At 66.1% G+C, this 21812-nt stretch carries 22 protein-coding genes and 4 pseudogenes; 13 read left to right on the top strand and 13 right to left on the bottom strand.

Annotated elements, in window-relative coordinates; all coding sequences use genetic code 11:
* Positions 1-595: 595 nt before the first annotated feature.
* Positions 596-682 (top strand): annotated as a pseudogene (locus AB0O34_RS27160) (integrase core domain-containing protein); the annotation flags it as partial.
* Positions 683-886: 204 nt separating this feature from the next.
* On the opposite strand, the gene AB0O34_RS27165 reads toward AB0O34_RS27160, so the two are convergent.
* Together AB0O34_RS27165 and AB0O34_RS27170 are read right to left on the bottom strand one after the other, a co-directional pair.
* Positions 887-1183, bottom strand: coding sequence for a DUF499 domain-containing protein (locus AB0O34_RS27165; RefSeq protein WP_363920003.1), 297 nt, complete (start codon positions 1181-1183; stop codon positions 887-889).
* 100 nt (positions 1184-1283) lie between these two features.
* Positions 1284-1721, bottom strand: coding sequence for a hypothetical protein (locus AB0O34_RS27170; protein WP_363920005.1), 438 nt, complete (start codon positions 1719-1721; stop codon positions 1284-1286).
* Positions 1722-2003: 282 nt separating this feature from the next.
* Here AB0O34_RS27170 and AB0O34_RS27175 point away from each other — a divergent pair, with 282 nt between their 5' ends.
* Positions 2004-3635: a hypothetical protein gene (locus AB0O34_RS27175; protein WP_363920007.1), complete on the top strand. Its 1632-nt coding sequence runs from the start codon at positions 2004-2006 to the stop codon at positions 3633-3635.
* A 2-nt stretch (positions 3636-3637) separates the two neighbouring features.
* Positions 3638-4150: a hypothetical protein gene (locus AB0O34_RS27180; RefSeq protein WP_363920009.1), complete on the top strand. Its 513-nt coding sequence runs from the start codon at positions 3638-3640 to the stop codon at positions 4148-4150.
* 512 nt (positions 4151-4662) lie between these two features.
* On the opposite strand, the gene AB0O34_RS27185 is transcribed toward AB0O34_RS27180, so the two are convergent.
* From AB0O34_RS27185 to AB0O34_RS27205, 5 genes and pseudogenes are all read right to left on the bottom strand, one after another.
* Entirely contained in the window at positions 4663-5724 is a 1062-nt protein-coding gene (locus tag AB0O34_RS27185; protein ID WP_363920011.1) for a hypothetical protein, read from the bottom strand.
* 206 nt (positions 5725-5930) lie between these two features.
* Entirely contained in the window at positions 5931-7157 is a 1227-nt protein-coding gene (locus tag AB0O34_RS27190; protein ID WP_363920013.1) for an IS110 family transposase, read from the bottom strand.
* Positions 7158-7768: 611 nt separating this feature from the next.
* A complete protein-coding gene (locus AB0O34_RS27195; RefSeq protein WP_363920015.1) occupies positions 7769-8212 on the bottom strand; it encodes a hypothetical protein in 444 nt (147 codons plus the stop codon).
* 142 nt (positions 8213-8354) lie between these two features.
* Positions 8355-8646 (bottom strand): annotated as a pseudogene (locus AB0O34_RS27200) (site-specific integrase); the annotation flags it as partial.
* 1 nt (position 8647) lies between these two features.
* Positions 8648-8788, bottom strand: a pseudogene (locus AB0O34_RS27205) (DUF2637 domain-containing protein); the annotation flags it as partial.
* A gap of 175 nt (positions 8789-8963) precedes the next feature.
* Between AB0O34_RS27205 and AB0O34_RS27210 the strand changes: the two are divergent.
* The 3 genes from AB0O34_RS27210 to AB0O34_RS27220 all read left to right on the top strand — a co-directional run bounded on the left by AB0O34_RS27210 (position 8964) and on the right by AB0O34_RS27220 (position 10696).
* Complete coding sequence (locus tag AB0O34_RS27210) at positions 8964-9737, top strand: SDR family oxidoreductase (RefSeq protein WP_363920017.1); 774 nt, start codon at positions 8964-8966, stop codon at positions 9735-9737.
* A 326-nt stretch (positions 9738-10063) separates the two neighbouring features.
* Positions 10064-10447 carry a hypothetical protein gene (locus AB0O34_RS27215; RefSeq protein WP_363920019.1) on the top strand — a complete coding sequence of 128 codons (384 nt, stop codon included), beginning with the start codon at positions 10064-10066 and terminating at the stop codon, positions 10445-10447.
* A 96-nt stretch (positions 10448-10543) separates the two neighbouring features.
* Positions 10544-10696 (top strand): hypothetical protein, encoded by a 153-nt coding sequence (locus AB0O34_RS27220; RefSeq protein ID WP_363920055.1) that lies wholly within the window; start codon positions 10544-10546, stop codon positions 10694-10696.
* Here the strand turns inward: AB0O34_RS27220 and AB0O34_RS27225 are convergent.
* Complete coding sequence (locus AB0O34_RS27225; RefSeq protein ID WP_363920021.1) at positions 10655-10930, bottom strand: helix-turn-helix domain-containing protein; 276 nt, start codon at positions 10928-10930, stop codon at positions 10655-10657. The genes AB0O34_RS27220 and AB0O34_RS27225 overlap by 42 nt on opposite strands.
* A 130-nt stretch (positions 10931-11060) precedes the next feature.
* A complete protein-coding gene (locus AB0O34_RS27230; protein WP_363920023.1) occupies positions 11061-11969 on the bottom strand; it encodes a helix-turn-helix domain-containing protein in 909 nt (302 codons plus the stop codon).
* A gap of 128 nt (positions 11970-12097) precedes the next feature.
* Here AB0O34_RS27230 and AB0O34_RS27235 point away from each other — a divergent pair, with 128 nt between their 5' ends.
* The 5 genes and pseudogenes from AB0O34_RS27235 to AB0O34_RS27255 form a co-directional block, all read left to right on the top strand.
* Complete coding sequence (locus AB0O34_RS27235; RefSeq protein WP_363920025.1) at positions 12098-12565, top strand: DUF2690 domain-containing protein; 468 nt, start codon at positions 12098-12100, stop codon at positions 12563-12565.
* 348 nt (positions 12566-12913) lie between these two features.
* Entirely contained in the window at positions 12914-13072 is a 159-nt protein-coding gene (locus AB0O34_RS27240; protein WP_363920028.1) for an HAD hydrolase-like protein, read from the top strand.
* Between the two features lie 153 nt (positions 13073-13225).
* Positions 13226-13525 (top strand): hypothetical protein, encoded by a 300-nt coding sequence (locus AB0O34_RS27245; protein ID WP_363920030.1) that lies wholly within the window; start codon positions 13226-13228, stop codon positions 13523-13525.
* 50 nt (positions 13526-13575) lie between these two features.
* Positions 13576-15138: an MDR family MFS transporter gene (locus AB0O34_RS27250; RefSeq protein ID WP_363920052.1), complete on the top strand. Its 1563-nt coding sequence runs from the start codon at positions 13576-13578 to the stop codon at positions 15136-15138.
* A gap of 292 nt (positions 15139-15430) precedes the next feature.
* A pseudogene (locus AB0O34_RS27255) lies at positions 15431-15697 on the top strand (UTRA domain-containing protein); the annotation flags it as partial.
* Positions 15698-15980: 283 nt separating this feature from the next.
* Here the strand turns inward: AB0O34_RS27255 and AB0O34_RS27260 are convergent.
* Genes AB0O34_RS27260 through trpB form a run of 3 tightly spaced genes read right to left on the bottom strand, consistent with a single transcriptional unit; the run spans position 15981 to position 18723 of the window.
* Entirely contained in the window at positions 15981-16727 is a 747-nt protein-coding gene (locus AB0O34_RS27260; protein ID WP_363920032.1) for a GntR family transcriptional regulator, read from the bottom strand.
* Positions 16724-17509, bottom strand: a complete 786-nt coding sequence (gene trpA, locus AB0O34_RS27265) for a tryptophan synthase subunit alpha (protein ID WP_363920034.1) — start codon at positions 17507-17509, stop codon at positions 16724-16726. Before trpA ends, AB0O34_RS27260 begins: the two co-directional genes overlap by 4 nt.
* Complete coding sequence (gene trpB / locus AB0O34_RS27270; RefSeq protein WP_363920036.1) at positions 17506-18723, bottom strand: tryptophan synthase subunit beta; 1218 nt, start codon at positions 18721-18723, stop codon at positions 17506-17508. Before trpB ends, trpA begins: the two co-directional genes overlap by 4 nt.
* A 369-nt stretch (positions 18724-19092) precedes the next feature.
* On the opposite strand from trpB, the gene AB0O34_RS27275 reads away from it, so the two are divergent.
* Both AB0O34_RS27275 and AB0O34_RS27280 read left to right on the top strand, forming a co-directional pair.
* Entirely contained in the window at positions 19093-19893 is an 801-nt protein-coding gene (locus tag AB0O34_RS27275; RefSeq protein ID WP_363920038.1) for an SAM-dependent methyltransferase, read from the top strand.
* Between the two features lie 462 nt (positions 19894-20355).
* Positions 20356-20748, top strand: coding sequence for a PPOX class F420-dependent oxidoreductase (locus AB0O34_RS27280; protein ID WP_363920040.1), 393 nt, complete (start codon positions 20356-20358; stop codon positions 20746-20748).
* A 113-nt stretch (positions 20749-20861) separates the two neighbouring features.
* On the opposite strand, the gene AB0O34_RS27285 is transcribed toward AB0O34_RS27280, so the two are convergent.
* Positions 20862-21239: a hypothetical protein gene (locus AB0O34_RS27285; protein ID WP_363920042.1), complete on the bottom strand. Its 378-nt coding sequence runs from the start codon at positions 21237-21239 to the stop codon at positions 20862-20864.
* Between the last annotated feature and the right edge of the window lie 573 nt (positions 21240-21812).

Below are 21812 nucleotides of genomic sequence, written 5' to 3' on the forward strand. Positions count from 1 at the left end.
ACCGTCGAGAACCATGCGCACAGCCTCGTCCTTGAACTCCTGGCTGAACCTGCGCTTGGAACCTTTCGGCACGTTCCCATCTCCTTCGGACTATTACCACCCTATCGGGCGGTATGTCCGGAATCTCTGGAGCACCTCAGTCACCCCATAGAGAAGGGTGAACTCTGCTCTGCGGGCACTTGGGCGCAGGCGCGAGAGTCCAACGAAACGGCACGGCTGAACTTCGTTAACGTGACCCGCCGACGGCTCGTCGGAGGAGTACAAGCCCTCTCTCAATGCGTGGCCCGACCTCCCCGCCCACCGTCTCAAACGACCGTCAACCAGGGGGCAGCCGAGGAGGAATCAGGGCACTATGAGGGCACACAGCACGGAAACAGCTGGAAACGATGACAGACAACGAGATACAGATCAGCAGCGCAGAGGCATGGTATCGGTACCCGCTCTTGTGTTCGGGGTCGGCTTGCCACCGAGCGATGTGGTGACGCGAGCCGGATGCCGCCCCCGGCATCACGCCCGGCTGATCGTCGGGAGTCCCGTGCGTCACCGAGAGCGAATGCGGACGCTGGCGTATTGGAGCACCATCCGCAGTCAGCAACCATGGCTGGAGTACTACAACACTCAACGACGTCACACCGCACTCAACGGCCTTCCACCGATCAGCCGACTGTCACCAACGCCATGACCGAGTACATCTAGGCTCCGGCGGCATGGGCACGGTGTTCGCCGACGTGAACAACCGAGGTGAACGCGTTGTAGTCAAGCTCATCCACCCCTCGCTCGCCAGTGACCACGAGTTTCGTGCTCGATTCGCGCGTGAGGTGGCGGTTCTCGGACGCATCCGCAGCTCATGTACGGCTCGCGTTCTCCAAGCCGACGCCACAACGGCTCAGCCATGGCTGGCCACAGAATAGTTTGAGATGGTGCGGTCGTCCTCGACGAGACCGGAGCCGAGCAGCGCCTCGCGAACGGCGGAGTCGCTGAGGGGCAGGTCGCCAGGACCGATCAGCGCAGGTACCCAATCGCCAGCCTTGCCGCGCTGCTGCTGCGCGTAGACGGTAGCGGCGAAAATTCTCATGGTAGACCGGACGCGCTGAAATCCGGTGACCTTGCTCCACTCGTCCTTGGCGACCCCTATGAGCATGGGGTGGAACGGATAGCACGCAGCCACTTGCAGCCGGGGCATGGGCCAGGAACATCGAGGGGCGGGCCGGGTCCACAATATGACCGGAGACGAACACCCACCCTGGCCCCCCGTCCGGCGCGCTGCTTCGGTACAGGCCGCGTCAGAAGCCGTTCAAGAGGACGGTGATCATCAGGCCGGCCAGTGCGATCAAGAAGACCAGTGCGGCCCAGCGGAGGGCTTGAACGGACGCCCGCAGGCGCTGGTAGCGCCGCCGGTGCTGCCGGATCACGATCCAGAGTTCGACCTGGGCCGCCTCTACGATGTCCGCCTGAGCCTGCGCTGCCATCGCCTCCTGAAACTCCTGGAAGGTCGACAATCGGGAGACCGTGTCGCTCGCGCTGAAAAACAGACCGGTGGGCGTCGTGCTCGCGTCCGTGTAAATCTCGCGACTACCTTTCAACGCCACCAGCACACCCGACGCCTGAAGCAGCGAGAGGACCACCAGGCTCACGCTGACGAGCAAGCCAAGCCCGAACACTGCGGCCGACCATGGCCCAAGCCGCTTCTCCGACAGGTTGACGACCTGCGAGAGGATCACCGCGTTCCCTGCCGAGAGAATGGCCCCTGCGCTCAACACTACCGACGCACGCGCGGCGGTAGAGGCACGAAGGCGGTCATAACGCTCTATATGCCATCTCACCAGCTCTAGCGTCTCAACCATCCTGTTCGGCGACGAACCTTGCTGTATCGGCTGTGTCACACCACGACCGTATGTCCGGAAGAGGAATCTGTCATCGGTCTGCGTCCATCCTCGTCAGCCGCCCCTCGTGTTACGGTGCGCGTACCACCCGAGCCGACTGCGTTCGGAAGGCAGGCCATCGTGCCCAAAGGCCGGTTCCTCCACAAGGACAAATGGCTGAGCGAAGGCAAAGGCGAACATGTCGCCGAGCTCGCCGAGTATATCCAAGCCTGGGTCGAACTCGAAGACTTCGATCTGGAATATCGGCGGTGGCTCTCCGGCCACAGCGGCGCCTACGTCGTGGTCATGCGGCGCTATCCGCACAACGGAGACCTGGGGCCGGAGGACATCGTCCTAAAGGCGGCACTCCAACTCACCTCCTTTCAAGTCTCCTCGCTCTCCAAAGCCAAAGCGTCGATCCCTGACCGCTTCCGAAAACATCTGCTGATCTGGAAGGACTCTCCCAAGCCCCTGCCCGGCGGGCCATGGCGCGCGTACCAGCAGTCGCTTGCCCTCACCGATTCGGGAACGATGACGCCATTGGCCGAACTTCAGGACCACCCGGACTTTCCTCGCGTCTGTTCGACCGTCCTCACCACGATGATGCAGCATTGGAACGGCGGCACGTCCTTCAACCACGAAGAGCCTGCCTGCCATTTCATCCAGCAGTTCCTTGCAGAGCGAGTCGACCGCACAGCAGCGATCCGCGAGTTCGCCAAAGCAAACGGCTTGAACGAAGAGGAGGAGTTCATCACCCTCCGCGGCCGAACTACACCCCTGCCTAATCCGCTCGCCCTGCTGCAGGGACGACATCCCTCATGGCAGAAGCCCTTCAAGATATTGAAAGGCAACACCCACGGCGACTTGCACCTCGGGAACATTCTCGTACCGGTAACCGGCGAATCAGAGAAACGTATCAAGGACGACGAGTTCCTCCTCATTGATCTTGAGCACTTCGATGACCAGGGCCCACGAGCGCACGATCCGATGAGGCTCCTGCTGGCGGCCGCCGCAGCCTGGCTGCCGTCGCTGACGCCGCACTTGGCACTCCGCAGCGCGTTGGCCGAGACAGTGGTGAGGCCGAAAAGGGTCTTGCGCTCCGTTCCTCTCCAGGGCTACCTCGACTTCTCGCTGCTGATCCACAAAGCTGCCGGCTCCTGGCTTTCATCGATCGAGCCGCTGGATGTGGAGAATCAGACCCTGCTGGTACTCCTTGGACGCGCCCTCCGATCCATGGCACGGGACGATACCTGCGAAGCGGATCGGTGGTGGTATCTCGAGGTCGCCGCGCTCGCTATGGACACTCTCTTCCCGTCCCCCTCGACGTCCCTCAACTGGGCGACCTCGCCGACCGAAGCGTGCGCCACCGACCGCGCCCCCCTGCCGCCCCGCGAACAGGCCACGAGCCACGACTCCGGGCGCGAAACTTCGCCCAGCAACGTGCTGCCCTTCCGCCGGCCGGCGCGGGAAGCTGGAATCATCAAGGCACTGAATGACCTCATCGCAGCAGTTGAGGGCATCCCTTCTCAGACCACACCGTCCGGGCTGGGACCGCGATCCGTCCCGCTCATCCGGCGGGCGCGGGAACTCCAGTCGGATCTGGAATCCGTCCAAATGGCCTCTTCCGTCCGGCGGGTGCTCGGAGAGCTACTCGAACTGCTGGCCCTCGCCCGCGAGCAGCAGGCCGACACCCGCACGCTCGGTGACATCCAGAAAGCCGTCCGCAGGCTCCGTTCTCGCGTCGACGAGCGCTGGACGGGAAGGGTCGGCTGACCTTGGCCGGTGAGCTGGAAAAGTTCCTCTCGGACCAATCTAAGCTCATGGCGAAAGCGGAGACTAGCCTGAATGACGCCCTGGACGCCGACGACCACGACGAAAGATTCAAGCTTCTGAACGATGCGACAACGGATATCGTCGAGTCACTCAAGGCCATATCCACGCGTCTGGACAGTGAGATACGGACGTCCCGACAAGTCAAGGCGACAGAGGCCATCGAAGCCGTCCGGCTTCAACTCGGGCCGGTTCGCCGCGCCAACCGGGACCTCAGAATGCTCGTGCAGAATATGCAGAACTTGGACGCGGCCAGGCGGAACAATCCGTTCCCTAGGGAGGCGCGTGACGACCTTCAAGACTCGGTCGCTATGGCCTGCTCAGAGGTTCTGTCATTGGCGGCAAGCCTGGACTCGCTGCCAAACACGTTGCAGTCCAGTGGAGAAAGCCCCGCGACCATAGGGCGAGGTGGAGTGCGTCTGAATATCGAACGCCATCGGCGGGACGAAATCGCCTGAGCACCCTCCGAAACGATCATCTTCCGGACTGCGAGGGCGTGGAACAACCAGGTGAGGTAGGCGATCCTCTGCCATCCCAGGTCCCACCGCCGGACAGTTCGCCCCACCCTTCTCGACCACCGTCGGGATTCCCAAACGTGGTGAAGGTTGTTCCGACGGGCCATGTGACGACAGTCCGGCCAGAACGTCATCAGGCGGACGAGCCGCTGGATGATCGTGTGGTAGACGCAATGATCGGCTTCCCGTTCTCTGTCGTCGTGCCCACAACGCGTGCCATGCCGGGAACGGGGTGACGCCGGCTTCGGCCACCAGGGAAGGAGGTGACAACTGGACGGACGTGAACTCTACGCGAAATGATCAAGCAGGGCGTGAGGGCTGACCAAGGCGTTTAGGCAGATCAAGGCCATAGCTCACGCTGAAGGATCATCGCTCTCCTAAAACGGGTGCCGCAGACATCCGATCTGCCTAACCTGTCAAGTCATGTCCGACTGGTTGCTTCTGCAGGGTCCTCTTCAGGGAAGGTTGCGGAAGACGCCTGAAGCTTTGCCGATCAGTCCGGTGGCCAGGAGCGGGCCGCCGGGGACGGCCGACAGCGAGGTCAGTTCGCCGCCGGACGGAACCCTGGTCCAGTGGCCGGAGGGGGCGCGGTGGGCGAGGGCGGAGTCGTAACCGTTGATGTCGGTGGAGCCGAGAAACCAGTGGCCGCCCCTGCCGTCGGGGACGGGTGGGAGGTCACGGATCATGCGTCCGGCCTTCGCGGAGGTGTCCTCGCTGCGCCAGCCGGAACCGGTCTGGGAGAGCAGGAACGACGACGCCCCGATCTCCCCGGTGATCCAGATGCCGGACGGGTCGGCGGTGATGGCGGTCAGCCGAGGGCCGGTCGGGTCGGGCGGGGAATTGTCGGACGGGGGTGGGGCCTTGGGTAGCGTCGGGGTCAGGTTGACTCGGGTCCAGACCTGGCCGTCGAAGTGGTGCACACAGGGGGCGTCGCCGTCGAGGGCCCAGATGTCGGAGGCGGAGCGGGCGCTGACCCGGAAGGCGCGGAAGGAGACGCTCTGTTCCGACCAGGTGGCGCCGTTGTAGTGCCAGGCCTTGTAGTCGCCCAAGACCCACACGTCGTTGTCAGCGGTGACGGCGAGGCACGTACCGGGCAGCTTCTGGGCGATCGCCCAGTTGTGTCCGTCCCAGCGCAGGACGGAGGTGCCGCTCTCGTCGTTGGCGAGGGCCCACACGTTGGAGGGGGCGGACGCGGCGACTGAGCTGATGTCGCCGCGTCTCACCGGGAAGTCGCTTTTCGTCCAGCGGTCGCCGTCCCAGTGGAAGACCGTGGGGCGGTGTGGGCCGTCGACCACCGGCAGCCAGGCGCCGACGCCGAGGATGTCCCAGCCGACGGCCCAGGCGTCGTGCTCGCCGGTGGCGATGACCTGTCCATAGGTGACCGACGGCTGGGCGGCCACCAGTTTCCAGCGGTCGTTGCCGACGTCCCGAGGGGGCGTCCACCGGAGCCAGAGGCCGGCGGCGGCTGCGGCTGCCCACCCGAGCCACCACCCGGTGGCGGTCAGCTTCACAAGCATGATCGAAGCGTATGAAGGCCGCCAGAACGGCGCATGAGTATTCGTACTCAGTTGCGTGAGCGTAGGGCCGAGCCGTTCGTGGCGAGGGGGGCGTTGCCGAGGAGCCGACGGCCGGGAAGTCCACGAAGACGGCGACGCAAGATCGTCCACCGAATACAGTGAGAAGAGGCACACACAGACGGCGCTCTACCTCTCTGCCTAAGACGTCAAGCGGCAGCCTCCAGGCGCGTGGGGAAGGCCACGTGTTCGTCGTAGGTCGTGCCTTTCTGCAGGCAGTGGTGAAGACAGCCGAGCATCCGGTTGAAGGTGTTGCGTAGCGCGCTGGAGTGCCGGTCGCCTTCGGCGCGCCGGCGGTCGTAGTGGGCCCGGGGGCCTGGTGCGCGCAGGGCGGCGAAGGCCCAGACGTACCCGGCGGCGGCCAGGCGCTGGTTCTTCACCTTGCGGTGGTGGACCACCAGGCTCTTGCCGGAGGCACGGGTGATGGGGGCCGCGCCGGCGTAGGCCTTCAGGGCGCGGGCGTCGGCGAAGCGGGTACGGTCGTCGCCGAGTTCGGCGAGCACGCGGGCGCCGGTCAGGTCAGCAAGGCCCGGGAAGCTGGTGATGATGGCCGCGTCGGGATGCTGGTGGAAGGCCTCGCTGGTGGCCTCGGCGAGCTCGTCGGCGGCGCGGCAGGCCGCGTCCAGCTGCAGCAGCAGGGCCTGGGTCTGGCGGCCGAGCGCTTCCTCGACCAGTGGGAACCGGCAAAGGTGTTCTTCGCCGAACAGCGCCTGTAGCCGCTCTGCCCAGGTGGCGATGTTGCGTTGCCGGCCCGAGGCGCGCAGCAGGGCGTGCAGTCGGCGGGTGGTGAGTTTGGCGGCCGCGGTGGGTGTCGGCGCGGCTTGAAGGACGGCGCGGGCCTCGCGGGAGGTCAGGCCGATGTTCTTGACGTGGAAGGCCTTCAACGCCGCGGGGAAGTACTCGCGCAGCAGCGACCGGAGCTGGTTGGCCAGCTGCTGGCGGTTCCAGACCGCGTCCTGGTGGGCGCTGGCCAGCACGGCGATCGCCTGCACCAGCTCGGAGTCGTCCGGCAGTGCCCGGTGGTGGTCGGCGTCGACGCGCAGGATGTTCGCCAAGGTCATGGCGTCGGCGTGGTCGGACTTGGCGCGGGCGACGGTGTGGCGTTCGCGGTAGCGGGCCACGGCGAGCGGGTTGATCGCGTACACCTTGCGGCCGGTGGCGCGCAGGCAGGACACCAGCAGCCCCCGGCTGGGCTCGATCGCGACGGGGATCTGCTCGTCGGGGCGGTCGCCGTGTTCGGCCAGCAGCTCGACCAGGATCCGCCATCCTTGGGCGTCGTCGCTGATGCGCCGTTTAGCCACGAGCTTTCCGGTCTCGTCGACCAGGGCGACGTCGTGGTGTTTCTCTGCCCAGTCGATCCCGCACGTCACTGTCAACAGTATCTCCTTTGTCGGTCGTTGTGGCAGGTGAGCCGCGCAGGGGCACGCCACGCCCTAATGAGAGAGCTCGACGGCTCGACATCCGATAAGCAGTTCGTGACCCCAGCTGGCCGCAGGCCCGCACGCTGCACAAGGGCTCGACGGCCCCGGTAGATGCGAGCGGTGTCTCCTGCGGCTGATTCACTGCCACGATCTTGCCGAAAATGGGCGAAGGCGGGCGGTGATCGACGGGGACCGAGGCGCACTGCCTTAGCAGGGGGCTCCAGGCCCGGTATCGCAATAGGCGTTCACTCGGTCCCCGTCGACCGCCACCCGCCAGGACTCGCCCATGACGCACGGCCTGCGGTCAGGAGTCATGCTCCAGTTCGAATCGAGGCTTCAGGGACGAGCACCCGAGTCGCGAACTCGGAGTCGTACGGAGTCATTAGGTTCGAATCCTGCCGGGGGCACTCTCCTGACCAGCCGCTTAGCCCCTGACCTGGGGCTCAGCTTGTCCTCTCTCAGCGATCACATGCAACCGAGTGCCGTCGTATGCAGCCGTAGGTCAATGATCGCGAACCATATGCGATCCGATCTTGACGACGTTTTCCCAGATTGTGGCTAGCAGGTCAGGCACTCGCGGGGCGAGTCGGCACCTTCCCGCGACGTGACCCGACGACGAGCATTACAGCGGCGAAGGCATACGCAACCGCCGCCAGCATCGCAATCCCGGGTTGCCCAGTGCTCAGATAGAAGTCCGGTTGGGAGCTGGCGCTGAGATCTGCGGGCGTGAACTCCCGGGGAAGCCCGCCGAGGAAGTACGTCAGGTTGATGACCGCCATAGCCCCGAGGAGGGCCGCGACAACCATTCCGGCAGCCCGCCACCTACGGCAACAGACAGCCGCGAGTAGGACGAGCAACGGCAGATTGCCCGTGATGAAGATGTCCAGGACGAAGAGTGAGCGTGCGGCAACGCCCATGAAGAGAGCGGCGAAGGAGACCAGCGGTATGTAGTGGACATAACCGCTCTCCGTCGAGGCCACGAGCACCCACGGCACCAGCGAGGCAAGCACCGCCAGGACCAACCACGGCCACGCACGACGAGCCGTGGAGTCTCGTTCGAGCTGCTCGACCACTGGCAAAGTATGGCAGCAGTAGCCAGGCACGCTGAAGGCCCTGGAGTAGCTCCAGGGCCTTCGACATGGGACAGAATGATCAGTCGTCGAGGGCGTCGGAGATCTGCCGGTTGGCGCGAGACCGCTGTCCCTCGATGCACTTGGCGTAGACCCTCAGGAGCACATCGACACTATGGCCGGCCCGCTTGGCCACTTCGGTTGCCTGAACCCCGGCGTTGAGCCACAGGGAGACAGCGGCGTGACGCAGGTCGTACGGCCGGGAGGCCAGCGGGGATCGGAATCTCCCGGGTGTCGTCCTTGGCTCGGTGCTTGAGGCCCCGGGAGTCGTGGGTCTCCCCCGAGTTGGTCCACCCCTTGTTCGCCGGGGGACGCGGCGATGGCCCAGGCCATCCAGCCGTGTTGTCCGTGGACGGTGGCGGTGTCGCGGATGTGGGTGAACGATCCGGCGCCGGCGATTGCCGCCAGGATGATGACCGGTCCGGAGTCGGCCAGCCAACCGGCGAAGCGTCGCATCGTCTCCCCCTTTCTGACCGCGGGGCGGGAAACCAGGGTGCCGGTTCCGGGGCATCTCCGGCGCTGGGCCGTTTCTCCATCGCAGGATCAGTGCTCGATATGCCGGCTGAGGGTGCGTACGGCGTCGGCCGGAGCGGAGGCTAACGTGGATCCCTCTGGGGAAAGGAAGGCTGCCGTGCCTGATGTAACGGACGTTCGTGTACTCATCACCGGGGGGAGCAGCGGCCTGGGTCTGGCGATGGCTCGGGCCCTGGCCGACGGGGGTGCCCATGTGCTGATAACGGGCCGCGGTGAGGAGCGGCTGCGGGCGGCGGTGTCCGCGCTATCCGAAACCCCCGGTCGGGTGGACGGCATCGTCATGGACGTCCGCGACGAGGAGTCGGTACGGCACGGCGCCGAGGAGTCGTTCCGCCGGCTGGGCGGCCTGGACGTCCTGGTGAACAACGCCGGTCTGGGGATGCGGCACGTCAACCCCCGATTCCTCACCGAGCCGCGGCCTTTCTGGGAGGTGAATCCCGCGGGCTTCCGGGACGTCGTCGACACGAATCTCACGGGTTACTTCCTCGTCGCTCGCGAGATCGCGCCGCGCTTCGTCGAGCGGGGGCACGGCAAGATCATCAATATTTCGATGAACTACGAGACCATGCGACGCCGGGGCTTCGTCCCGTACGGTCCGTCCCGGGCGGGCGCGGAATCCCTGTCCGCCATCATGGCCGCCGACCTCGCCGGGTCCGGCGTCACCGTCAACATCCTGCTGCCGGGCGGCGCCACGGCCACCGGGATGATCCCCGACGACGTGCCCGACGAGCTCACCGGCTCCTTGCTCGATCCGGCCGTCATGGCGGCCCCCGTCCGCTGGCTGTGCGCCGCGGAGTCCGAAGGGGTGACCGGCGAGCGGCTGGTGGCCACCGAATTCGATGCGTGGCTGAAGGAGCGCTCGCGAGCCTGACCGCCCGCCACCGGCACGGCGAGGCCTGCGGTAGGCCCTCGGACCGGGCAGCGCTCGCGCCGCGGCGGAGAGGCGGCCACCCTCGCGGAGATCCAAGCCGTCGCACTATCGCCAGATAGATCGCGCACTGTCACCATAAGTGCATGAGAGGCTCGGTCGGCTTGCGACGCGTTGCCCTCCCCGTCGCGGGCTGGCCGCAGTCGGCGGGATCGGCTACGGGCTGGCCAGACTGTCCGAGTCCGACGCCGCGGCCAACTGGGAGCAGCTGGCGAGCGTGGCTCTCGCCGTCTTCGCGCGTCCCCCGCCCGGATGCGGCTGCATCGGAGGTGCTCGCGTACGCGCGTGACCACGCGTCGACGCTGCGGCTCTCGGCGTTCCTGGCGCTGGGCGCGGCCGTGCCGCTTGCCATCTGGAGCGCCACTGCCTACCGGAGGCTGCGGGCGCTGGGTATCACCGCACCGGGCTCGGCAATCACCCTCGCCGGCGGCGTGATCGCCAGCGGGTTCACCGCCCTGTCCGGCTTGACCGGCTGGACCGGCTGGACCGCCTCCCGGGTGGCGGACAGTCCGCCGGTGGCGTCGGCGCTGCGTGACCTCGTCTTCATGACGGGCGGACCAGGGTTCCTCTCGTTCTTCGGGCTGCTTCTGGCCGGGGTCAGCGTCCCGATGTTGCTGCTGCGAATGTTCTGGCCGGTCTGCGCTTGCCGATGATTACATCCGCCCAGGTCATGGCCAGGTGGGGCTTCACCGGGCGTGCGCGAGCTCTGACTGTCAGGAGGAAAAGCACGTGCTACATGATGATCGGCCGTGCTTGTTCGCCTGGTCTATCTGACTGTCACGAACGCCTTCGCCGCGCTGCGGTTGCTGCCGATGGGCGATCGGGACAAGGATGTTGAGATTCTCGCCTGCGCCACCAGATCACTGTCCTTGAACGGCAGCTCGGTGCCGACACCCGGCTGAGATTCGCTGCTGAGGACCGGGCCTTTCTCTCCGCGCTCCTGACCCGCCGTGCTTCCAGGAGCATGCGGAGGCCCGGGTCACCCGCAGGCGGCGAGCGACCTCAGGTGGGGCCAGGCCGCGTTCGAACATGTCCGCCGCCTCGAAGCGGACCTGCTCACGCTTGGCACGTGCCTGCTGGGACAGGCCTCCGCTGTGTGGGATACCGCATAGTGCGGTTGTACTGCGAAAGCACATTGGCGTAACTAACCGTTGGCGTTACGTGTTCATACCACCACGAATTGCTAGCCCTTCAAGGTCTAGCACTTGCGTACCTGACTACGGTGCTGGTCGTTGATGTAGGTGGTTCACCAGCCGCAGGGGCGAGTTACAGTCTGCAGTCGGTTGCTGCAGATCCCCGTGCTTTGTCAGCCGTAACGACCACCATGATCATCACACATCCAGATTGTTCGCTGAGGATGTTGCCGAAAACCGCCTGTCCATCGAAGTCGGTCTGATAGGCCAGCCCGGTGGTATTTGTGGCTGGCCGGATTGCAGTGATTCGCACCCTGGCATTTCCTATGTAGGTCATGGCACTGCTGGGCGTGAACCGCCCCCAAGCCATCTTGCATTGCGGTGAGTGACGGAGCTCCAACTCGCCGAGATAATGCTCGTCAGCGGTATTGACCTCTACGCGGTCAATCGTGGTGACCTGCGGGTCATAAGCGCAGCCAGTCTTCTTTGGGTCATGGTTGTCTTCGACTGGTTCCTTGCCACCGATGAAACGCCCGAGCGAGGCGGTAGGGGTGCTAACCGGACCACCGGTAACGGTGGGCGTGCCAGGCGAACTAGTAGGAGGGGCGTCCGACAAGGATGCCCAGGCGCCTAGCGCTGCCACACCCACAAACCCCACCGCGATCGCCGCCTTCGTGAGGCTCACCGCCCGCCCCGGTGTCGGTTCGGCATCTTTCAGTTCGACGTCATCGACGTCATGTTCGAGAAGCGCCTCGCTCTCCTCCTCGTTGCCAAGTCCAAGCTGCTCCCGAGCCTTGCGCCACCGAATTCGCCATTCGTCGAGGTCACCATTGCATGCCTGAACGTACGCTCTGGCCACCTCCCATGTTGGAAGACGGTGTCCAGAGGCAGCGGCGGATAATGTCGCCTTGGAGAAATGCGCGATCCCGGCGAGCTCCCGATAGGAGGGGTTGCCCGCCTCTTCGCGCAGCTTCCTCAACTCGGTCGCGAACTGTTGAACTGGTCCCTCGGAAGGGTCTAGCGGACGCTCCGGTCGCGGCATGGCACACCATCCCACTAGTTGTCAGGTTGTCCACAATCATTGTCTATCTCTGGACGCCCTAGCAGACAATAATGCGTGACCCTAGACCGGGATATAGCCACCTCATATCTCACAGAAGGGACATTCCGATGCATCGACGAGCTGTTCGCCGACTGCTCGCTGGAGCGGTACTCATCGGCACGGTCGGCATTGTGCCGGCGGTAACCGCCAGCCCGGCCAGCGCCGCCACTTGCTCTGGGTACGGGTGCGACGGCACGGATCCCGCCGTTACTGGCTGCTCCGCCAACGCCAACGACACATCAGTGGGCTACGTCACCAACAGTGCGGGACAGGATCTTGCCAAGATCCAGCTCCGATGGTCGCTCACCTGCCACACCAACTGGGGCAAGATCACCAAGACCGCCCAGGGCAGCTACATCGCCGTATACGCCTACCGCCCTTCCCCCTACGCTACGACCTCCACATACGGTGGCTACAGCAGCAGCTATTACGGCGACCAACTGTACGGAGACAACCTCACCGTCTGTGTCGTCGGTTACGCGACCGATGCCACTAATCCTCAGTCGCCCATGTACAGCTACACGTTGTGTGGTTGACGGGTATGGCCGCATGACTGCAATCGCGGCACGTTCGCTCCCTGGTGCACGATCCTTCTTATCGAAGGTCATCAGGCGTCCGGTGCACCTACGGTGCCGACGGTGTCACCGCCCTTCGTACACCTCTCTGGGGTGATCGCCGGATCGAGTAGCGGCGGCCCGATCCGGACGGCACCGGGGTATTTCATGGTGCCGCTGCCACAGGCGCCGCGATAAGGGCCGTACGCCTCTCACACTGGGACGAGAGGCGTACGGCCGGGGTCTGTCCAGCCAACGGGTCTGTCCCGTAGTAATCCGGGACAGACCCGTTGGTGTCTTACAGTCCCGATCGCTGCCAAGCGCTGTGGTGTGACCCTCGATGGTGGCGGTTGGATGATTGGAGACAACCTCGTCGCTGATGTCACCGGCGGACGCGCTGCGGGCCTGCGCGCGATCTGGGTCGACCGCGGCACGTGGCCCGGCCGCGAGCACGGCGCCGACCACGCGGGGAGCCGTGCTTGGTGGTGAAGACGAGGTCGCTCTTGTGCCACGCGTCGCCGGCGTCCTGGCGGGCTTGGGCCTGAATCTGCCGGCGGTCCTTCAGCGCTGCTATGCAGAGCCCCAGGAGTGGTAGGGAGGTCGCCGAGCCTTCCGTCTGGTGTTGTCGCGGTGGAGCAGTCCGTGGACGTGGGTGAGTTGGTGGTCGATCGACAGCTCTTCACCGTCGAAGTCGACGCCGTCCAAGACCAGGCCAAGAACTTCGCCGCGACGCAGGCCGAGGAGGAGCACCAGAACGTAGGCGGCGTACAGGGGGTCGTGGACATTGCGGAGTGTTCGAGGAAGCGACGGGCTTGGTCGGCGCTCCAGGTGGTGTGCCGGCGGCGCTTCTTGGTCGACTTGCTGGCGTTCGGCATGACAGTAAGACCGACGTTCTTTGTGATCAGCTCTTCACGGATGACGCCGTCGGCGAAAACCAGGTGACGTCCTACGTCGCTTGCCGCAAGGCTGGTCGCGGTCGATGAGTTTTGTCGGTGGCTGCAGTCAGTATTTGCTGCATGGCTATAACTGCTCGTGAGACCGAGGGCTGCGACGCCAGCCATGACCGCGTTGTGACCGAAAACCCCGAACGAGGTTCTGTGTCCAGTCCACAACTCGACTCACTCGCCAGATCCGCGGCCACCGTTTCAGGTCGCACCCCGGCCGTGATCCGACTGCTGGTGCTCGCCACATTCGTGGTCATCCTCAACGAGACGATCATGATCAACGCGATCCCGCAGTTGATGGGGGCGCTGCACATCACCGAGCAGACCGCGCAGTGGCTCTCGACCGCCTTCATGCTGACCATGGCCGCGGTCATCCCGATCACCGGGTGGTTCCTGCAGCGGGTGTCCACGCGCCATGCGTACGCCACGGCGATGGGTCTGTTCTTACTCGGCACGGCGTTGGCCGCCGTCGCGCCGTCGTTTGAGGTGCTGCTGGGCGCCCGAATCATCCAAGCGTCCGGGACAGCGGTGATGATGCCGTTGCTGATGACGACGCTGATGCAGGTGGTGCCGGAGAACGACCGGGGCCGGGTGATGGGCACCGTCAGCCTGGCCATCTCGGTCGCGCCCGCAATGGGTCCAGCGATCTCGGGGGTGATCCTTCAGCTCGGGTCTTGGCGCCTGCTCTTCGCCGTGGTGCTCCCCATCGCCGCCGTGATCACTTGGGGCGGCCTGAGGCAGCTCAAGAACATTGGCGAGCCTGAGTTCAGCACCATCGACTGGTTCAGCGTGGCAACCGCCGCGGCCGGCTTCGGCGGCCTGGTCTACGGGCTTAGCCGGTTCGACAGCGGCAACGTCGGCGTTGCCGCCGGAATCGTGGCGGCCGGCCTGGTCACCATCGCCGTCTTCATCGCTCGCCAGCTGTCGTTGCAGAAGCGCGGCGTGCCGCTGATGGACCTGCGGACCCTTCGGCACCGCACCTACACGGTCGCGCTGATCCTGATGTCGGTGGCCTTCATGGCGATGCTCGGCTCAATGATCTTGCTGCCGCTTTATCTGCAGAACGTCCGCGAACTCAGCGCCCTGCAGACCGGACTGCTCGTGATGCCGGGCGGCCTCGCGATGGGTCTGCTCGGTCCGACCATCGGCCGCCTGTTCGACAGGTTCGGCGGCCGGGTTCTGGTCATCCCCGGCGCGATCGGGATCATGCTCGCGCTCGCCGGCTTCACCCAGGTCACGATGACCATGCCCTACTGGCAGCTCCTCGGTCTGCACGCGCTGCTGATGGTGAGTCTGGCCGCGACCTTTACCCCGGTGTTCACCCTCGGGCTCGGAGCGGTTCCCTCGCACCTCTACTCCCACGGCAGCTCGATCCTGAGCACGCTCCAGCAGGTCGCCGCGGCCATCGGCACCGCGCTCGTGATCACCGTGATGACCGCGCGAGCCGATGCCCTGAAATCCGAGGGAGCCACCGAGGTGCTCGCCAACCTCGGCGGCATGCGGCTGGCCTTCGTCATCGGCGCGGTGCTGTCCGTGGCTGTGGTCGTCACCGCCCTGCTCCTACCGGCCCGGGCGGAGAACGCCGGCGAGCACGAGGGACACGGTCTATGAAGCCGGCGTGATGGCCGTGGAGTGGGACGCCGTGATCCCTCTTGACGGGCGGGCTGGGCCTGCCCGGCAGCAAGCAGATCAAGTTCGCCGCCGCATATGCCGGGCGGACCGTTACCACCTGGGCCGATGCCGCAGCATCCACATGCTGCTCGAAGGCTGCCATCCCGAGTCCCACAGAACCAAGTATCAACCCGGCGAAGCCGCCCATTCCCCTGCTGCCGAGAACAACCTCCTCGGCATTCGCCAGCGGTAATCGGCACCGGGGTGGAGTGCAAACGATCGAGCGCGGTTCCTCGACGGCCTCGTCGTCGTACTGGAGCACAACCGGGTGCCGCTGGCGCTCTGTCCTTCGCTGGCCGACACCGACTTCACCGCCGCGTCGCTCTACGCGACCCTGCGAAGCGCCGATCCGGCGCAGCTCCCCCGCGTCGCGGACTACTCGGTGGAGGCACGGCAACCCGAGGCTCAGGAGCGAGATCTGCTGGAGATCATGGACGGGACTCCGGTGCTGGTCGCCGAGCAGGTCACCTTCAACCAGGACGGCGGCCGCCCGAACTGACGGTGCAGGTCTACCGAGGGGACCGCTACCGCTTCCGGGCTTCCATCACCGACTGACGGCGAGGATGCGCCTGTATCGGCGACGAATGCGCCCACGGCCATGAACTTTCTTGACCTCCGCTCGTCGCCGCGGGTGTCCTGACGGCGGTCCGAGCCAGGAGCGTGTTGCCCTCGATCTTGGTGGCCCAGCCGGTCCTGTGCGGTTCGAGGGCGGCGGTGGCGGTCTTGAGCAGATACTCCGCCCGTGGGTCGCCGTCTGGATCTTATCCTCAGACCGCGAACGGTCAGCGCTGGGAGACCCAGTGCAGCGACAGGTCCGTGGCCTTGCGCTCGGCCCTGATCTCCAGCCACTCGCCGAGGATCGTGGCGTGGTCCATGACGACCAAGGCGCCCTGGTCGTCATAGGTCGCCCGTTCGCTGACGAAGACCGGGCTGCCCGCCGGGTGCTGCAGCCGCGCCGCGACCAGGGCGGTGAGCAGGGCCGGCCTGACCCGTTCAGTCGCCCGGTGCACTCGCGCGCCGACGTCGGCGAGCGCGGTGTACAGCGGGGTCTCGGTGAAATCGGTCCCCTTGATCGCCGAGGCGTACGGCTCGACGATCCAGGAGATCTGGTGGACGGCGGGCCGGCCCAGCAGATGCCGTACGCGTGCCAGCCGGAGGGCCCGGCGCTCGGCCGGCGCGTCTCCCAGCAGCCGGGTGAGCGAGCGCGGGGGCTGCCGGATCACGGCGGACAGCACCTCGGTCCGCAGGGGGTAACCCTGCCTGCGTAGGTCGTCGCCGAGACTGCGCAGCGTGTCGAGGGGGTATTCCGCACTGGCCGGCGTCACATAAGTGCCACGGCCAGCCCGCTGGACGATCAGACCCTCGCCGCTAAGGACCTGCAACGCCTGCCGCAGCGTCATCATCGTCACGCCGTAGAAGGCGCTGAGCTCACGCTGCGCGGGCAACGCCTCGCCCGCGCGGTAGTGGCCCGACTTGATCTTGTGGGTCAGGTCGTCGGCGATGGCGCGGTAGCGGGGCGTACTGCTCATCTGGCTCCCTGGTCGAGTGCGCGTCGAATGCTCGCCACGTATTCTCCCAGCTCGCGTGGCCGGGCGCCGTCGAGGAGCTTGCGCATCAGCGCCGAAGCCACCACGACGCCGTCGGCATGACCCGCCAGCTCGGCGGCCTGCGCCGGGTTGGAGACCCCGAAACCGAACAGGACCGGCCGGTCGGTGAGTCCCTTGAGCTCGCGGCCGAGCCGGGCGGCCTGCCCGGGAATCTCGCCGCGCTCGCCGGTGGTGCCCATGCGGGTCAGGGCGTAGACGAAGCCCCGGCTGCGCTCGGTGATCTCGCGCAGTCTGGCCCGGGAGGAGGACGAAGCGGCGAGCAGCACGAGATCCAGGCCCTCGGCCGCCGCAGCGTCCGCCAGCTCCCCGACCTCTTCCAGGGGCGAGTCGGGCACGATCAGCCCGCGCAGCCCGCTCGCGGTGAGCGCCGCACAGAACTCCGCCGCGCTCTGCTGCACCACCAGATTGCTGTAGGTCATCGCGATGAGCGGCACGTCGACGTCGAGCGTCGCGACCTCCTCGAGGATCCCCTTGACCGTGGTCCCGGCCGCGATCGCCCGGTCGGAGGCCTCCTGGATCGTGACGCCGTCCAGCATGGGATCGGAGAAGGGGAAGCCCAGCTCGACGGCGTCGGCTCCGGCGTCGGCGTAGGCATGGACGAGGTCCGTCCACCCGGGGGTGATCCCGGCGGTGACATAGGGCACCAGCAGGGGACGCCCCGCGCCACGGCGTGCGATCAGGAATTCTTCCAGGGATTCGGTCACAGCAGCTCCTTGATGGAGGCGATGTCCTTGTCTCCCCTGCCGGAAAGAGTCAGCATCACGGTGGACCCCGGCGCGATCTCGCCGGACTTGGCGGCCCGGATCACCCAGGCCACGGCGTGCGAGGACTCCAGCGCGGCCAGGATTCCCTCGGTACGGGCCAGGCACAGCAGCGCCTGGACGACCTCTTCGTCGTTCACGGTCTCGTAGCGGGCGCGCCCCCCGTCGCGTAGATGGGCGTGCTCGGGGCCGATCCCCGGATAGTCGAGGCCGGCCGCGACCGAATGGGCCTCCGTCACCTGGCCGTCCTCGTCCTGGAGGACCAGCGACCGGAAGCCGTGCAGCACCCCGACCCTGCCGAAGGTCGCCGCCGCGCCGCCCTCGGCCTCGACCCCGATGAGCCGGGCAGTGGTGTCGACGAAGCCGGCGAACGTGCCCGCGGCGTTGGAGCCGCCGCCGACGCAGGCAACCACGTAGTCGGGCACACCGAGGGGGAGTTCGGCGGCGCACTGGGCGCGGGCCTCCTCACCGATCACCCGCTGGAACTCGCGCACCATCCACGGATAGGGATGCGGGCCCATCACCGACCCGATGCAGTAGTAGGAGTTGTCCACCGACGACACCCAGTGCCGCATCGCCTCGTTGCAGGCGTCCTTGAGGGTGCGGCTCCCGGTCGTGACCGGCACGACCTGCGCGCCCAGCACGTTCATCCGCAGAACGTTGAGCTCCTGCCGTTCGATGTCGCGCTCGCCCATGAACACGGTCGCCTTGAGGCCCAGGAGCGCCGCGGCGGTGGCCGTGGCGACGCCGTGCTGGCCCGCGCCGGTCTCGGCCAGCAGCCGTTCCTTGCCCATCCGGTGAGCGAGCAGCGCCTGGCCGATCACATTGTTGATCTTGTGTGAGCCGGTGTGCGCGAGATCCTCGCGTTTGAGGAACAGGGTGATGCCGAGCTCATGGGAGAGCCGCCAGGCGGGGGTCAACGGAGTGGGACGGCCGGCATAGACCGTGAGCAGGGTGTCGAGCCTGCCGCGGAACTCGGGGTCGCTCCAGGCCTCACGGAACGCCGCCTCGATCTCGTGGCACGCCGGGATCAGCGACTCCGGTACGTACCGCCCGCCGTAGGTTCCGAACCGGCCGGTGGCGCCGGGGTCGCTCATCGCGCGGGCGGCGGCGGGCACCGTGACGCCCTGCCGACCGGACCAGGACATCTCGCGCATGATCGTCTTCTCTCTCCTCGACTGTTCTAGAACAGTAGCTCAGGGCCGCCGGCCGTCAAGCCCCGGACCCGGGTTCGGCGGCTTCTACGACGAACTGCTCGACCTCGGCTGACCTGTCCTTGCGCCATGGAAGATTCACGCTGCGTTGCCTCAGCGACTCTTACCGCAGGCAGGTGAACGTGAGCGGCCTGAGGTTGTCCTGATGGGAAGGAGGCAGGGGATGAAGCCGGCAACACGGCGGGTGTTGCGGGGTGCGTCGCCGTGACTTGACCACCGGGTCGGCAGGCCGCTTCCTCGTTCGGGGAGGAGCCGTTCGGCTTCCGCGGTTGCTGATTGACTCCTATCCTGCGACGGAAGAGGATGCTTTTCGTGACAGAGGGCACTTTCCCCCAAATCGACACCGCTCGGCCGAACTCGGCGCGGATGTGGAACTACTGGATCGGCGGGAAGGACTACTATCCGATCGACCGGGATGTCGGTGACAAGATTATCGAGGTGTTCCCCAACATTCTTGACGTCGCTCGCCATTCGAGGGCCTTCCTCGGCCGTGTGGTGCGCTATCTGGTAGGTGAGGCCGGGATCCGGCAGTTCCTGGATATCGGTACGGGGCTGCCTACCCACGACAACACTCATGAGGTCGCCCAGCGGATCGCGCCCGAGTGCCGGATCGTCTACATCGACAATGACCCTCTTGTGCTGGTCCACGCGCAGGCGCTGCTGAACAGCAGCGTTGAGGGCAAGTGCGCCTACATCGACGCGGACGTACGCGACCCCGAAAAGATCCTTGCCAAGGCCGCCGAGATCCTGGACTTCACCCAGCCGATCGCGTTGATGATGCTGGGCATCATGGGCAACGTCGTCGACGACGAGCAGGCCTACCAGATCGTGCGCCGTCTACTGGACAAGCTTCCTTCGGGTAGTTACTTGGCCCTCAACGACGGCACCAGCGTCGTACACGGCTCGGCGCGGGATGAGGCCATCGAAATCTCCAATGAGAAGGGCGGCGATCCGTACGTCTCCCGCACGCCCGAGCAGATCGAGCGGTTCTTCGACGGTCTTCAGATTCTGGAGCCGGGGGTGGTGCCGACCTCCCAGTGGCGCCCTGAAGCCACTCCTTTCGGCGCCCCTGACCCTGTGGACGCTTTCTGCGGCCTCGCTCGCAAAGCCTAGGAAGGCCGGGAGCCTGCCGACACAGCGGAAAGGCCTCGCGTCGATGACGGGGCCATCTTGAGCTTCGCCTGGAGGCCGTCACGACCCCGTACGCGCGGGGCGGCCGCTACAGCAAGTGCTCGCGATGTCCCAACGCAGGTCGAATGAGCAGCGCTCAGCGGTCTGCGTGCCTGGTGGCCAGCGGGCCCAGGCCCTCCCCTGCCGACAGTCCCCGACGACGAGATCCAGTGCGGCGTCCACGCGGAGCGTTCGCCATCGGTGTCGAGGGGGGGACTCGCGGCCGGCTCACCACAAGTGGGGCGGTCGCGGCGACAATCGCGACGCGCAGATATTGCAGGAAGGCCACCACGCCCTCGCCGTGGACGCGTGATCGGCCGAGGTTCCGGTCAAGGGGTGGCGAGTAGGCTGCTCGGGCTGGGCGGCTGGAGACAAGCAGCCGCGTCCGACTGTCGAGAGAGCGCTGTGAAACTTACCGAAGAGCTGGTGGCGTTGCTGCAACGGCCGAGCATCTGCTACATCGCCACCTCGATGGCCGATGGTTCTCCGCAGGTGACCCAGACCTGGGTCGACACCGACGGGCAGCACGTGCTGATCAACAGCGTGCGGAGCCACGTGAAGACCAGGAACATCGAGCGGGACCCGCGCGTGGCCGTCGCCGTCTCCGACCCGGAGAATCCCTCGCGCTACTTTCAGGTTCGGGGCCGGGTGCTCGAGGTCACCGCCGACGGCGCCGTCGACCACATCGAGATGCTCGCCAAGAAGTACCTCGGCACGCCGTACCCCTGGTACGGAGGTCGCGACCAGGAACGCGTGATCTTCGTCATCGACCCCGAGAACATCAGCGGCATGGGGTAGTGCGACAAAGTATTTGAAGGTCTATTAGATCAGCACATTCATGCCAAAAAGGTGATAGCAGCGACAGGCATTCGCGAAAGCGAGTGGTAGTCGAGCGGATCTCTCAGAAACGATCAGGACGGCCGCGCGGGCAGGTATTCGCGCCGCCGTCCTGACCGTTTCCTGACCACGGCGATGCCCGCGCAGCCGATGAAAAGCGACCCCTTAATGCGATGATCTCGGTAGGTCGAGAGGCCTGTGCACGAGATGCCCCATGAATCCACATAATCTCCGGTGGATTCAGCCGGGAAGCTCAAGAAGGGAATTCGAGGTTTCATGAAGATCCGCATAGCGTTTATCGCCACGGCCCTCGCGGCCGGGCTGTCGTTCTCTGGATCGGCCGCGTCGGCTGACACGGCACACTTCGCATCGGCCGGCTCGGCGACGCAGGCCACGGCTGCCACCACTTCGACGACTGCAAGTACTTCGACGAGTTCCGCCTCGCAGCTCACGTGCTCGCGGCTCGGATGCGGCGACGTGACGTGTCCGCCCGGCTACGTCTGCGTGTACTCGCCCAAGCAGTGCTTCACGACGCCCTGCCCGCAGTACGAATGCGTCCCCGCCAACGGCACCGGGTGGCCGTATGGCACCTATCCGCCATACCCGACATACCCGACATACCCCGGCCCGTATGTCAATCCGTACCCGTACCCGTACCCTCGCCCGTATCCCTACCCGTACCCGCGTCCGTATCCGTATCCGCACCCGCGTCCCGGCCCGCGCCCTGGGCCCCACCCCGGCCCGCATCCCGGCCCGCGTCCCTTGCACGAGGAGCCCATCCAGCCTGGACCGAACGCGCTTGCACCGGTACTCGCAGGTCAGGTGCCCGGACTCGGTGCGCAGGCGCCGAACATGACGAACATCGGAACAGTGCCGCGTCCCAACGGCGGCCGATAGCCACCAGGTGATCGCGCGCCTCTGACACCGGTACCGCCGGCCACCGGCCGGCGGTACCGGCACTGTCGTTACCGGGACATGCGAAAAGGCGACGCCGCCACGGGCCGAAGTCCGGGGAGCGCCGCCTT

It is taken from the genome of Sphaerisporangium sp. NPDC088356 (genome assembly GCF_040685555.1).
Taxonomy (GTDB): domain Bacteria; phylum Actinomycetota; class Actinomycetes; order Streptosporangiales; family Streptosporangiaceae; genus Sphaerisporangium.